Origin of the sequence: Bifidobacterium catenulatum DSM 16992 = JCM 1194 = LMG 11043, assembly GCF_001025195.1 — a bacterium.
GTDB classification, from domain to species: Bacteria; Actinomycetota; Actinomycetes; order Actinomycetales; family Bifidobacteriaceae; genus Bifidobacterium; species Bifidobacterium catenulatum.
The window spans coordinates 1,493,028-1,507,004 of sequence record NZ_AP012325.1; the positions used below are offsets into that span (position 1 = coordinate 1,493,028).

The 13,977-nt window shown below is 56.1% G+C and carries 12 protein-coding genes and 1 pseudogene; 9 read left to right on the top strand and 4 right to left on the bottom strand.

The window, feature by feature from the left end; all coding sequences use genetic code 11:
• Positions 1-19: 19 nt before the first annotated feature.
• A complete protein-coding gene (locus BBCT_RS06380; RefSeq protein WP_407921700.1) occupies positions 20-1,519 on the bottom strand; it encodes an ATP-dependent helicase in 1,500 nt (499 codons plus the stop codon).
• A 217-nt stretch (positions 1,520-1,736) separates the two neighbouring features.
• On the opposite strand from BBCT_RS06380, the gene BBCT_RS06385 reads away from it, so the two are divergent.
• The gene (locus BBCT_RS06385) at positions 1,737-3,275 is read left to right on the top strand and encodes a phosphotransferase (protein ID WP_003834224.1); all 1,539 of its coding nucleotides are present in this window, start codon (positions 1,737-1,739) and stop codon (positions 3,273-3,275) included.
• Between the two features lie 59 nt (positions 3,276-3,334).
• Positions 3,335-3,559, top strand: a complete 225-nt coding sequence (locus BBCT_RS06390) for a DUF3107 domain-containing protein (RefSeq protein ID WP_003834221.1) — start codon at positions 3,335-3,337, stop codon at positions 3,557-3,559.
• 176 nt (positions 3,560-3,735) lie between these two features.
• Here the strand turns inward: BBCT_RS06390 and BBCT_RS06395 are convergent, their stop codons facing one another.
• Positions 3,736-4,614, bottom strand: a complete 879-nt coding sequence (locus BBCT_RS06395) for a PHP domain-containing protein (RefSeq protein WP_003834219.1) — start codon at positions 4,612-4,614, stop codon at positions 3,736-3,738.
• 93 nt (positions 4,615-4,707) lie between these two features.
• Here BBCT_RS06395 and BBCT_RS06400 point away from each other — a divergent pair, with 93 nt between their 5' ends.
• Positions 4,708-5,373, top strand: coding sequence for a vitamin K epoxide reductase family protein (locus BBCT_RS06400; RefSeq protein WP_162014318.1), 666 nt, complete (start codon positions 4,708-4,710; stop codon positions 5,371-5,373).
• Between the two features lie 154 nt (positions 5,374-5,527).
• On the opposite strand, the gene dapF is transcribed toward BBCT_RS06400, so the two are convergent.
• The gene (dapF, locus tag BBCT_RS06405; RefSeq protein ID WP_003834216.1) at positions 5,528-6,427 is read right to left on the bottom strand and encodes a diaminopimelate epimerase; all 900 of its coding nucleotides are present in this window, start codon (positions 6,425-6,427) and stop codon (positions 5,528-5,530) included.
• Positions 6,428-6,525: 98 nt separating this feature from the next.
• On the opposite strand from dapF, the gene murI reads away from it, so the two are divergent.
• From murI to BBCT_RS06415, 3 genes and pseudogenes are all read left to right on the top strand, one after another.
• Positions 6,526-7,302, top strand: a complete 777-nt coding sequence (murI, locus tag BBCT_RS06410) for a glutamate racemase (protein ID WP_033512504.1) — start codon at positions 6,526-6,528, stop codon at positions 7,300-7,302.
• Positions 7,303-7,345: 43 nt separating this feature from the next.
• Positions 7,346-7,549: pseudogene (locus tag BBCT_RS08910) on the top strand (DUF6363 domain-containing protein); the annotation flags it as partial.
• A 143-nt stretch (positions 7,550-7,692) separates the two neighbouring features.
• Positions 7,693-9,342 carry a peptide ABC transporter substrate-binding protein gene (locus BBCT_RS06415; RefSeq protein WP_407921701.1) on the top strand — a complete coding sequence of 550 codons (1,650 nt, stop codon included), beginning with the start codon at positions 7,693-7,695 and terminating at the stop codon, positions 9,340-9,342.
• Between the two features lie 128 nt (positions 9,343-9,470).
• Here the strand turns inward: BBCT_RS06415 and BBCT_RS06420 are convergent, their stop codons facing one another.
• A complete protein-coding gene (locus BBCT_RS06420; RefSeq protein WP_003834208.1) occupies positions 9,471-10,409 on the bottom strand; it encodes an isoaspartyl peptidase/L-asparaginase family protein in 939 nt (312 codons plus the stop codon).
• 153 nt (positions 10,410-10,562) lie between these two features.
• Between BBCT_RS06420 and BBCT_RS06425 the strand changes: the two genes are divergently transcribed.
• The 3 genes from BBCT_RS06425 to BBCT_RS06435 all read left to right on the top strand — a co-directional run bounded on the left by BBCT_RS06425 (position 10,563) and on the right by BBCT_RS06435 (position 13,852).
• Positions 10,563-11,411 (top strand): patatin-like phospholipase family protein, encoded by an 849-nt coding sequence (locus tag BBCT_RS06425; RefSeq protein ID WP_034248505.1) that lies wholly within the window; start codon positions 10,563-10,565, stop codon positions 11,409-11,411.
• A 13-nt stretch (positions 11,412-11,424) separates the two neighbouring features.
• Positions 11,425-12,441: a LysR family transcriptional regulator gene (locus BBCT_RS06430; protein WP_003834205.1), complete on the top strand. Its 1,017-nt coding sequence runs from the start codon at positions 11,425-11,427 to the stop codon at positions 12,439-12,441.
• A 184-nt stretch (positions 12,442-12,625) separates the two neighbouring features.
• A complete protein-coding gene (locus tag BBCT_RS06435) occupies positions 12,626-13,852 on the top strand; it encodes a MalY/PatB family protein (RefSeq protein ID WP_003834204.1) in 1,227 nt (408 codons plus the stop codon).
• Positions 13,853-13,977 lie beyond the last annotated feature (125 nt).

Sequence of the window (13,977 nt, forward strand, 5' to 3'; positions counted from 1 at the left end):
CGCTATTCCGTTAGCAGTATCAGCGGAAGAAGCGTGACACCCGTCGTGCCCTTTCGCCCTCATTGCCTTCACGGGTGCGCGCATATGAAACGTCAAGCGTGTCCTCAGCGCGCGTCACAGCCACATACATGAGTCTGCGCTCCTCTTCAAGCACTTCGCCCTCCTGCGGGGCTCCATACGGTATGAGCCCTTCCGAACAGCCGATGAGAAATACGTGTTTGAATTCCAAGCCTTTGGACGCGTGGATGGTGGAAATGGTCACGCCGCTCAAATCCGCGCCGACGCCCAATGCTTCCAACATGGCCAATCTGGTTTGTGCATCGTCGGAAAGCGCGGAATTCTGCCATCCGCTATCCCTGCGCACGCGGTATCTTAGATGCTGTTCGCCCAATGCCTTGCACAGGATTTTCTGCTGTGCGTTGACTCTGGTGAGAATCGCGCAATCGGCCGACGACTCCCCCGCATCCACCAGTTTGCGAATACGTGCCGCTACGCCTTGTGCCTCTTCCCAATCACTGCCGTATATGGTTTCCGCAACCCTTCGCCCTTTGCTCCTTTCAGAGCTGAGCTTCAGATAATCGGCCCGTTGCGGCGATGCCGCAAGCACACGATTGGCATAGTTGACGATCTGCGGCGTGGAACGGTAGTCGTTGTTGAGGTTGATGTCTGCGGTGAGCGGACCGAATTCCGAAGCGAAATTGAGCAGACTGTAACTGCTTGCGCCTGCGAACGAGTAAATGGTTTGTGCGGGATCTCCTACCACGCAGATATTGCGGTTTGAGCCGAGCCATCGGGTGAGCAAGCGGTGTTGCAGTGGCGAAACGTCCTGATATTCGTCGACGGTGAGCCATGCGATATTGGAGCGGATGGCTGAGGCTACGTCTTCATCGCTTTCCATCAAATGGCATACAATCAGCAGAATATCGTCGAAATCGATTTCGTTGCGATTTGTTTTTTCCGCTTCATACGCTTTGTATACGTCTACGAATTGGCTTGGTTCAAGACCTGAAGGCGGTTGACGATGCATTGCCGCGCAAACGCGCGCGTAATCTTCCGGCGAGATCAGCGAGATTTTGCACCAGTTGATTTCCGTCTGCAAGTTGCGTATGGTGTCGTCATCCACCTGAAAGGTGGTGACGCGACGCAGCGAACGCTCCACCAGTTCCCGCGGATTTCGACAGATGAATGGCATAGGCCCTTCGCACACGTCCGGCCAAATCTGGCGAAGCTGGTGGAGGGCCGCGGAGTGGAAGGTCGCGGCTTTGACGTCAGCTGCGACATCAAGCTTCGACAGTCGGCTGCGCATTTCCGCCGCCGCCTTGACGGAGAACGTGACCGCCATCGTGCTTCGTGGATTCCATGCTTTGGTTGCGCACGCATAAGCGATTCTGCGGGTTACGGTTCGCGTTTTGCCAGCGCCCGCGCCCGCGATGATGCGCACCGGACCGTCCACTGCCGTTGCGGCAGCCCGTTGCGCATCATCTAATCCGTCGAGAATTTCTTCCACTGTTGCACTCATGCGTTCCATTGTGGCAGATTGCCGTTATCGGCGCATGCGTTTTCATGAGATGTCATTGCATGTCTTGCCTGGCTGCACCCAATATGCCCGTCATGACGGCGCAATATGATGCAACGTCGATTTACTGGCGGTTGGCCAGCAGTTTTACGGGCAAGTCGGCGCCACTTCGCCCCTACTGTGTATTAAGGTTGGAACTGTGACCGAACGAAGCGAATTTATGATGGCTGCCCTGACCAGCGCGACAATGCCCAATGCCGCCATTGCCGGCGCGCGCGCCAGCGAACAGACCAATCCGACCGACGAAGGGTATGGAGTAGACCATGCCGTGGTTCAGGATGCGGCAGGCAAACTGTATGACGTGTTCGCATCCAACACACCTGAAGGCCGTAAACGTCTTGCCGGTCGCGTGCGCGCTGCGCAGACGCTCGCGCACGCCCGCGAATTAGGCGGATTAGGTTTTGCCGTCGATCGCATAGTGGCTTTTTCCAACGGCGATTTGAAGCATTCCTCCACTGGAGACACGTCCGTGCTCGTAGCCATCCATCATGTGGGTCAGGCGCGGCCGCTGGAGCTGCTGACTTTGGATGATTGTTCCAGCGTAGGCACCGCTTTGGGGGCGATTCATCGCCTTCGCCCCGACTTCTTGCAGGAAGCGGGCTATCCGACGTTTGCCACCGGCCAGATTCGCGCACAGCTGACCGCCTGGATCAAACGGTTGTGCCAAGCCGGGCATGTTCCGCAGGAGATCACCACCAGTTGGGCGAATATTCTTGAGACCGACGGACTATGGTCGTTCTCCACTTGCCCAGTGCACGGCGGATTGCGTGACGGCGATTTACTGTTCTCCGGTTCGTCCATCACCGCGGTCACGAATTGGCAGGACATGCAGGTAAACGATCCTGCCCGCGATTTGGCTTGGATTTTCGCCAAACTTGATGAGAATCACCGTAACGCTCTGCTTTCCGCATATGGTCGCATGTTGGGCAACCGTTTGGATGATCTGATTATGCTGCGCGCCAATCTGTGGCTGCAGATGGAACAGGTCGGCGATTTCATTTCCGCTTTGAACAAGGCGGACAACGCCAAGATTATGCAATTCAAGGCGCAGGTGGAACGTTTGGCACACCAGTTGGGTGTCACCACGGCGAAGAATCGCGCACAAACCAAATCGAAGCAGGAAGCCAAGGATCGTCCCCAGCGCCCGCCGAGCACAATCACCGTAGGCACGTTGCTGAACGAATCGGAGCGTCGCCGTAACGCGGCCGCGCAGCAGAATGATTCCGACACGACCGGTGAACGTCATATCGATGCTGTGAATATGGATGATTCCACTGGAGATTTCGACGTAACCGGCGATTTCGACGCGACCGACTCCCAGCCGGTCCGCAAGACGAAGAAAATCGTCAACGATGCGACGGAAGCGTTTGTACCGGCCGGAACCCAGCAATCACAAGCACCGTCAGACAGTACGAATGAGCGTGAGGCGACCTCGGTCAGCACTTTCATTCCGGAACGTTCCGCAAAAGAACGGCACGAATCCATGCCGTCAAGTTCCACCATGGTAATCAGCAGGCTGGAAACGGCCGACGGCAACGACGATACGAATGAGGAATCGATTCCCGCATCGCACAGCGAGGCCGCGACCGTACTCATTCCTCTGTTGGAGCGAGATGAGGCGACCATGCAGAAAGCGCAGGCGCAGATTAATCGATGGGAGACGGAAGACGCCACCGATGAGAAGCCACGCGTAGAATAGGCGCACATACCCGTACATACACGTGCGCATGCATTGCACATTATTACGAAGGAGCATCCATGGATATTGAACTCGGCATTCAGAATGTGGCCCGCACCGTCACCTTCAGCACCGAACAAAGCGCCGATGAGGTCAACGCGGCCATCGCCAACGCCGTGGAGAACGGCAAGACCATCAATCTGACGGACGACAAGGGTCGTCGCATCGTGGTGCCGGCAGGCTCGCTTGGCTACGCCATCATCGGTTCCGAAACTAAGCACGCTGTAGGTTTCGGCAACCTCTGACCCGTTCGCTTCACCAGATTTCAGCTTCGAGCTGAAACACACGTTTTCGACGTAGCAAGAAAAGCCAGACGTTCGCGCCTGGCTTTTCCATTTTGAGAGATCAACTCGTTCCTGGTTTCATATCGCAATTACGCATCGATGATTGCGTGTCGGTTTTTTATTTTCTCCTTCGACGATTATTTGCTCAAGAGAACGCCTCGATTGATGATTTCTTGAACCGTTTCGTCATCGGTGAGGTTCTCCCCCAGCGCATTCGGTTTGCCTTTACCATGCCAATCGGATCCGCCAGTCACCAGCAGGTCGTGCCGGCGCGCAATGGTGAGCAGCCGTTCGCGTTGTTCTGGCGGATTGCCACGATGCCATACTTCCAAACCATCCAAACCTTCGGTGATGAGAGATTCAATTTGCCGGTCGGTCAGTAATGTCCGATTGCGTCGAGGGTCTCCGGCGTGGGCGATCACCACCACCCCGCCCGCACCCTTGACCGCGGCCACCACATCATGCGTGGTCGGTGATGGCGTGGGAATGTAATATTTCGATGTTGCGCTCACCGCGTCGGAAAACGCGTCGGATCGTGTTTCATACACACCAGCCGCCACCAATGCGTCGGCGATATGCGGCCGGCCGATCGTGGTACGCTTGCCTTCACGCACCTGTGCAAGCACGTCATCCCATGTAATCGGAAAATCCTGCGCCATCAGTTCCACCATGCGTTTGGTGCGCCGCAATCTCGCATCGCGAGTAGACGCGAACATCTCGCTGATATCGGCATTCAGCGGATCGTATTGAAACGCGAGCATATGCACGGATACGTTCTCATCGACGGCAGTGATTTCCGTACCGCGTAACAACGGCAATCCAATCTGCCGCGAAGCATCCAACGCATCCTGCCAGCCGGAGGTCGTATCATGATCGGCAATCGCAACACCATGCAATCGCAATGATCGTGCCTCTTTCAGCAACGTACACGGCGTTTCCGTACCGTCAGAAAAAACGGTATGGCAGTGAATGTCCCAACCTTCAGCGGGCGGTGCCGCAGTACCTACGCGAATCATGTACCCATCGTAAGCCGTTCTTCGCCGCAACGCGGCACAATACCGCGTAAACTAGGCGATGACAACGTTTGTATTTTGATTCAAGGATGCATGATGAGCGATTTTCCCGGCGAACTGGTTGCCGACGCCACTCTCGACGATGCTTATACAAAGCCGCGCGGCTGGCGTCACGGCGCCACTTGGACGTATCTGATCATGCTGGCCGCTTCGGCGGTCGCGCTGGTCGTATCGTTCGTGCTTTCCGCAGAGACACTGAAATTGGCTCGTAATCCCGGTCAGAAGCTCAGCTGTGATGTGAATGCCGTGATGTCGTGTTCCACGGTTGCAGAATCGTGGCAGGCTGAGATTGTGAGGTTCGCCGGTTTGAGTTTCCCGAATGCGTTCTTCGGCATCGCCGCGGAATCAGTGTTCGTAACGATCGCAGTGATCGGCCTGACGAAGGTTGCCGTGCCTCGCTGGTTTGCGTTGTGCACATGGCTGGGTGGACTGGCCGCGCTGGCTTATTCGTATTGGCTGACCTCGCAGTCGCTGTTTGTAATCAACGCGCTATGCCCGTGGTGCCTATGCCTGATGTTCTCCACCACCGTGCAGTTCATGGCGTTGTCTCATGCCACGGCGGTGGTTCAGGAGATTCCGGCCAAAGGTGCGGGCGTGCGCACTTACTACCGTCTTAATTACGATCTAATGGTCGATGCCGTATGGATTGTGGCATTGATCGTGATCATTCTCGTCAAGGATGGCCCGATGCTGTTCAGCTGACGTTAGGTCACGTTCAATCAGCAGTAAGGATTCGCTTGCTTACAGAAGAAGCCGACTGAAAACAGCCGACTTCTTTCTTTATGCTACGTATTCGTGGATTTCAGTTTCGCATATGCGGTTCATGCGCGAGTTCCGCACGAACCGCATGCGCAACTCACAGCAGTTCGATCTTCCCGACGATAGTGGCCGATCCGGTGAGTTTCACATCGTCGTCGGTCACGTCGACGCGCAAAGTACCGCCACGCACGGTGATTGTCCAATGGTCGATGCCTGTTTTGGCACGCAGAGTGATGGCGGTGGCGCACAGGCCCGTGCCGCACGACAATGTCTCACCGCAGCCGCGTTCATTGACGCGCATGGTGGCGCTGCCCTCGTTGTCGCCTTCGCTTTGTTCGTCGATGCGCACGAATTCAACGTTCTGATCGCTTTCGATCTGGGGTGAGACGACCGGCTTGGTCACCAGGTCAAGCTGTTCCACGGTCGGCAGGCTGGAGAACGCGTCTTCGATAACGGCGACCACGTGCGGATTGCCCATGTCCACGAACGTGCCGCGTGCGGAACCGGCCGTGCCGGGAATCGTCACTTCGTATCCATCAAAATCGCCACACTTCCATGAACCCATCTCAACCTGGAACACGTCATTGCCAAGAGCCGGCACATCGCCAAGCGAAGTCAGAACCTTCACACCGGCACGGGTGCCGAGACGGAACGGTTCACCGCCCGGCTGACCGGCAATACCCTGCCGTTGCGCGAACAGGGTGATCGCACGCGTGCCGTTGCCGCACATCTCAGCCAACGAGCCGTCCGCGTTGCGGTAGTCCATGAACCAATCCGCATTGCCAACAGCACAAACAGCAATCTGCTTGTCGTTCAAATCGGACACCGCCTGCGGATGTGTAAGGCGGATCAAACCGTCGCCACCGATACCGAAATGACGGTCGCACAGGAATCGCACTTCATCGGCGGTAGGCTCGTACGTGCCTTCGGCATCTAGATACACCACGAAATCGTTGCCGGTGGCGTGTGCTTTGTAAACAATGCTTGGAATGCTCATACCGATTCACTCTACACGCGGTAGGCTATTGAAGGAGTTAGACGCAACACGTGTGCGTTATGTTGCAGTATGTTTGCGTGCGGAACAAGGGAGGACGTATGACTTCAACGGCACCAATCGGCGTTTTCGATTCCGGTTTGGGCGGGATTTCCGTGGCGCGCGAAATCCGCCGCGATATGCCGAACGAACGCGTGCTGTATTTTGGCGATTCCGCGAACGCTCCGTACGGAACCAAATCACCTGAACAGGTACGCAAGCTGTCCGACGCCATTGTGAAACGTTTCGTGGAGCAAGGAGTGAAAGCGGTTGTCATCGCTTGCAATACCGCCACTTCCGCTGCAGCCAACGAATTGCGCGACAAATACGACATTCCGATCATCGGCATGGAACCAGCGCTGAAGGTGGCATGCGATCGAGGCCATGGCAATCGTCAGCGTGTCATCGTCGCAGCTACTCCCCTGACGTTGCGGGAACGCAAGTTCGCCGTGCTGATGGATCGTTTCAAAACAGACCATACGATCTTTCCGGAACCCTGCCCCGGTTTGGTGGAGATCGTCGAGCACGGCCAACTCGACGATCACGATGTTGTGATGCACACGCTGCACCAGTATTTCGACCAATACGATCTGTCAACAATCGACTCCGTCGTGCTCGGATGCACGCATTTCGTGTTCTATCGCGACTATTTCCGCGAACTGCTGCCCGACACAGCGGCAATCATCGACGGCAACGAAGGCACCGTGCGCCATCTTGGCGTGGTGCTTGAATCGTTGGGCAAGCTCTCTCCGGAAGACGCGGAAGGTGGCATCGAGCTGGCCAATTCCGACACTTCCGCGCAAATCGCGCAATTAGCGCAATCACTGCTTGGTCGCTGATCGCGAATGTTCCGATAGACCGCGCGAAGCCAATTGAAACCCGCAAAAACTGCTCAACCGTTATCAGACGTACAACGACGAAGTGGCGCTGGCCAAGGAATGCGAGCAGGACGGCCGCGTGCTCATCCTCGCGCCGGAAAGCCTGTACGGCCTGAACACGTTGAGCAAGTCGTTCGAAGGTTTGGAATGCATGTACCGCGCGGGCTATGCGGCAGCCGAGGCCATTCCCGCATTCCTAAAAAGTTGAGGATGGCGTCCGTATCCATTACCTGCGAGCGGTTCATGTCCAAATTGAGACATAACGCGAAAATTTTATAAAACTCCTATATTGTGTCCTATTGTTTTTCGTCGACATAATCGACGGAAATGTTGACATTAAAGGAGAATGAAATGAAGAACAACGCGTTCCGTCGCCTGCTGGCCATGGCCGCGGCGGGTGCCATGCTGACGTCGATCGCCGCATGCGGCTCGTCGTCCGGCGATGACACAGCCTCCAACGGTTCCGATAGCACCTCACTGATTTCAGTGAACAACAGCGAACCGCAGAACGGTCTAATTCCAAGCGACACCAATGAAATGGGCGGCGGCAAAGTTATTCGATACCTGTTCGAAGGTCTGGTGAGCTTCGATGCAAAAGGCAAGCAACATCTCGAAGTCGCCGAGAGTATCACCCCGAACGAGGACGCCACCAAGTACACGATCAAGTTGAAGGAAGGCTGGAAGTTCACCAACGGCGAGGCAGTAACCGCCCATTCCTTCGCCGACACCTGGAGTTTCGCCGCCAATGTGAAGAACGCGCAGAAGACCGCAAGCCGATTCTCCACCATCAAGGGATATGACGAGCTGCAGGATCCGAACGTCGATCCGAAGGCCACACTTTCCGGTCTTTCCACCCCGGACGACTACACGCTGGTCGTCGAGCTGAACAAGCCTGATTCCGTATTCCCGACCAAGCTCGCGCACCAATCCATGTTCCCGCTGCCAAGCGTGGCATTTAAGGACATCAAGAAGTTCGGTCAGGCTCCGATTGGCAATGGTCCGTACAAGTTCAAGTCCTGGTCCCACGACAAGAACATCATCATCGTACCAAACAAGGATTATAAGGGCAGCCGCAAGGTATCCAACAAAGGCATCGAATACCGCGTCTATACGAATGAGGATTCCGCTTACTCCGACGTGCTGTCCGGCAACCTCGACGTGATGGATCAGATTCCACAGTCCGCGGTGAAGACCTTCCGTCAGGATTCCGGCGTGATCGCCTACAGCCAGGCAGGATCCTCATTCCAGTCCTTCGTCATTCCGGAACGTCTTGAGCATTTCGGCAACGACGAAGAAGGCCAGTTGCGTCGTCAGGCCATTTCCATGGCCATCAACCGCGACCAGGTCGTCAAGAAGGTTTACAACAACACGAAGACCCCGGCCACCGATTTCACTTCACCGCTCGTCCCCGAATATGTGAAGGAACTGGAGCAGAACGGCGGCAACCTGAAATACAACGCTTCCAAGGCCAAGGAACTCTGGAAGAAAGCCAATGCCATCAAGCCATGGTCCGGCAACTTCCGAATCGCCTATAATGCCGATGGCGGCCATAAGGAATGGGTCGATGCCGTGTGCAACCAGATCAAGAACACGCTCGACATCGACGCCGCTGGCGAGCCGTACGCCACGTTCAGCGACGTGCGTAACCAGGTGACCAACCGCACCATCAAAACCGCGTTCCGTGCTGGCTGGATGCTGGATTACCCGTCCGCTGAAGATTATCTCAATCCGCTATATGCCTCCAGCTCCGCTGACGGTCATGGTTCGAACGATGGTGATTACAAGAGCGCGGAATTCGACGAGCTCCTGAACGCTGCACTTGCCCAGACCGACGTAAAGAAGCGAACCGAGGACTTCACCAAGGCGCAGGAAGTGCTGGCCAAGGATCTTCCGGTGATTCCGCTGTGGAACGACAACGTCGCCGCCGCGTCCGCGACGAACGTGAAGAACGTATCGTTCGATTACACCAATCTGCCTACCTACAACACCATCACTAAGTGATGTTTCCGGCCGGTGGACGAACGATTCGCCGGCCATATAGGGAGCTAAAGTAAGTGGGGTTCGAATCCTTCATGGATTCGAACCCCACTTACTTTTGTGGCCTGTTTTGCCGGTTTGCCACTACAGCATCAACTCTGCACGTAGCTGCCCTTCGGAGACTTCCAACCGCAGTTCATCATCTCGCTATTGAACACCATTGCGCCTTCACCATGAGCCGGAACGACGATCATACCGCCATCGCCATGATGACGGGCGACACCATCCAGCGCCGCCTTCGCGGCCTCGATTGGCTCCTCCTTGGCGTACAGAACACGATCGGAAACCTGATGCGCAGCGACTTCCTTGACGAACGCCTCACCGATGCCGGTGCAGGAGATCGCGACGGAATCGTTGTTAGCATAGGTACCACAGCCCGGCAGAGGCGAATCGCCGACACGTCCCGGCATCTGGTTGGTGATGCCACCGGTGGAGGTGCCGGCAGCGATGTTGCCGGACGAGTCACGGGCGACAGCGCCGATGGTGCCATGCTTCTCCCACTCGTCGCCGTTGGATTGCGCCTCGCGCAAGGATTCCTGACGTGCCGGAGTGATGAAATAATCACTGTCGCACAGTTCGATTCCCCACTCCTTAAGCAAATCATTACCAGGCTTGGCAAACATGACATGCTTAGTCTTTTCCTTGATGGCACGCGCTACGTTGATCGGATTCTTAGACGTGGTCAGACCACATGCGGAACCAACCTCGCCATCGATACCGGTCATCAGGCAGGAATCCATGGATACGATGCCTTCGCTTGTCAGCGCAGCACCACGGCCAGCGTTGAACTCCGGAGCATCCTCCATGACACGGATAGCCGCGCACACGGCATCCTCCGCCGGAGCCCCCTGCTCCAGCAACGCATAGCCAGCTTCAAGAGCCCTGTTCAAATCCTGCTCCACCTGGGCACGACGTTCTGGCGTATCCTTTTTGCCACGATTGCCGGCACCCGCGTGAATCACCAGCAGAATCCCGTCCGGATCAGCTTGGGCGATATGGACCGTCGACTGAGGCAGTGCAGCTTCGTTCATTGATATCTTCTCCACTCCATTTTTATTGATTATTCGCAGATATTTTACGTCGTCCTTCGCTAAGAAATGACCGAATACGCAAAAATACGTCAATTAGACCGCGTAAAGTCAATTGAAACCCGAAAGGACGGACGACGAAAGGACGGGGCGCATATGGCTCATAGAACGGCAATGATCGACGTCGGCGGCGGTTTCCGTGCGATCTACGGTGCGGGCGTGATGGACCGCATGCTTGAGGACGGCATCAGCGTCGACCATTGCTACGGCGTTTCCGCCGGCAGCGCCAACATGGTCTCGTTCATCGCGAAGCAGCACGGGCGCAACCACACGTTCTACACGCAGTACGCGTTCCGCAAGGAATACGCGAGCTTCGACAGCTACGTCAAGAACCATAATTTCGCCAACCTCGACTACGTGTATAGCACGCTCAGCAATCATGATGGTGAAAATCCGGTTGACTACGCGGCTTTCGAAGCCAACCCGACCGATTTCACCGTGGTTGCGTGCAACGCCGAAGACGGCTCCACGAAGTATTTCAGCAAGTCCGACGTGGGCTACGACAATTTCGACATCCTGAAGGCGTCATCAGCGGTGCCGGTGGCTTGCGAACCGTATGAGATCGATGGCGTCCCCTATTACGACGGCGGCATCGCCGATCCGATTCCGGTGCAGAAGGCCATCGATGACGGCTACGACCGTATCGTGGTGATACTCACCCGCCCGAAAGACACCGTACGCGAACAGAAGAGGGACATCGGCCCGGCCAGGATTTTGAAGCGCAGCCACCCCGAAGCCGCGGAAAAACTGCTCAACCGTTATCAGACGTACAACGACGAAGTGGCGCTGTCCAAGGAATACGAGCAGGACGGCCGCGTGCTCATCCTCGCGCCGGAAAGCCTGTACGGCCTGAACACGTTGAGCAAGTCGTTCGAAGGTTTGGAACGCATGTACCGCGCGGGCTATGCGGCAGCCGAGGCCATTCCCGCATTCCTAAAAAGTTGAGCACTACCCTCATATGAACACTCCAGCCGATAGCAACACGCGCGAAAACGCCAACACGAACACCGACATCAGCATCACCGCGAATGCCACGGGATTCAGCACGAAAACACTGAACCCGCAGATTCTCGTGACCTTGTGGAATGTGGAACGTTTGGGCTCGTTCTCCGCGGTCGCGCGCGAAACCGGCTGGTCGCAACCGGCCATCAGCCAACAGATCCGCAAGGTCGAACGCGAACTTGACGCAAAACTCGTGCAGCGCACGTCGCATGGGGTGGGATTAACGCCGATCGGCCGTATTCTGGCACGCCACGGGCAGCTCATCGACAATCGCGTCACACAGGCCGTCAAAGATGTGGAGGAATACCAGCGCAACGGATCGACGCATATTCGCCTAGTCGCTCCCCCATCGGTATGCTCGTCGTTCGTGGCACGCGTACTCGTGCATATCAGCAAAACGTCCGATATTCGCGTGAGCCTCATGCAGATGGAGCCACCTGAGGCCATGGACGCGTTGGAACAGGGGCTTGCCGATTGCGCGATCATTTTCCAATACAATTCACTGCCTGCCTTAGTTGGTCCGGACGATTTGGAAGTCTCCCCCTTCGGCATCGACCCGCTGATGCTGCTGATCAGTGCGAACAACACGATCACACGCCAGTATGAAAGCTCGCATCTGCCGGTCCAGCTGGTTTCGGCACGCGGCGAACAGTGGATCGCCGGCTGCGAGACCTGTCGGGCGAATCTGGTGTCGTTAGCACGTACCGCCGGTTTCACGCCGGAGATTACGCATTCGACCGACGATTATTGGGCCACGCAGAATCTCGTGGAAGTCGGCATGGGCGTCTCGATTGTGTCCCGCTTGGCTACAACCGCCGGAACGCAGCCTGACTTGGCCGCGCTTCCGATTGCCGACGACAACGCGTTCCGCACAGTCTGTTTCGTCACGAGAAAAGCGGATGATCGCCCAGCGGTCGCCCGCGTCAAGGACGAAATCGAAAAAGCGTCGCACCAGTATTTGGAAAGCATCTGATTCACCGATTCCCCGATAGCAGGATGCTGACGCAAGCGAATGTTTCTTATTTTTCAGCATCGACATAATCAGATTAATAATTGAATAGCAAAAGCATCTGATATAAGAAAACTTCATAACCATCTCTGCTTTCAGCACAAGAACACACTGTTCTTTCACCCAACGCGTACGTCATGCTGGAATCATGGAAGAAATCATGGATATCAAGCATCGTACCGATTCCGGCTTTAACGCCGACGCCATCGACCACACCACCGCAGCCGACCTTGCCGAAGTCGGCTCCGACAAGTGGACACGCTACCCCGGCTGCATCGGCGCGTTCATCGCCGAAATGGACTACGGCCTAGCACCCTGCATTCAGGAAGCCATCGACAACGCTTGTGACCATTGCAAACTTGGCTACATTCCCGACCCTTGGAAGCAGCGCGTGGCAGAGGCATGCGCAGGCTGGCAGCGCACACATTACGGCTGGAATGTGGACCCCAGTATCATTCGCGTGGTTCCCGACGTGCTTGAGGCATACGAGATCTTCCTGCGCGAACTGGTCGGCGCAGGCAACAGCGTGATCGTGCCGACACCTGCCTACATGCCGTTCCTAAGCGTGCCGAAACTCTATGACGTCAATGTGATCGAAATCGAAATGCTGCAAAGCGGCGACACTGAAACCGGTGAGGCGCAGTGGCTGTTCGATTTCGACGCCATTGAACGCGCGTTTGCGGCCGGATGCCATGCGTTCGTGCTTTGCAATCCTCATAATCCGATCGGCAAAGTGCTTACTCTGGAGGAAGAGCTGCGCCTAAGCGATTTGGCAGCGCAGTACGATGTGCGCATTTTCAATGATGAGATCCATGCTCCGTTTGTATTCGAAGGCAAGCATATTCCATTCCCCACCATCAGTGAACAGGCAGCATTGCAGTCGATGACCGCCACCAGCGCGTCGAAGTCGTTCAATATTCCAGGCACGAAGTGTGCGCAGGTGCTGCTCACCAATCCTACGGATCGTGACATGTGGGCAGTCAAGGCGGAGTGGAGCGAGCATCAGACCGCCACCATCGGCGCGATTGCCACCACCGCAGCATACAACGAGGGTGACCCGTGGTTCCAAGACGCGCTCGCCTACGTACGCAGGAATCTTGACCTTTTCGACGAACAAATGCGTGAACGGTTCGCTGGCGTCGGCTACATCAAGCCGCAGGGCACCTATATTACATGGCTTGATTTCGGTCCGCTCGGCATCGACGATCCAGCCACATACTTCCTTGAGAAAGCGCAAGTGGCGTTGACCGACGGGCGTTTATGCGGCGAGGCCGGCGCCGGCTGCGTGCGCGTGAATGTGGCGATGCCTTATCCGCTGCTTGTGGATTGCTTGGACCGCATGTATGGCGCGTTGCATGCGGATGGATTGCTGTAAACTTCGCCACATATTCAGTGTTTCCTTCAACCAACGGCAGCATGACGGTGAGCATCGCACCCTTGTCCAATTCGCTATCCACCGTTATGGTGCCGTTGGAAATCCGCATACTATCGACATGCGAT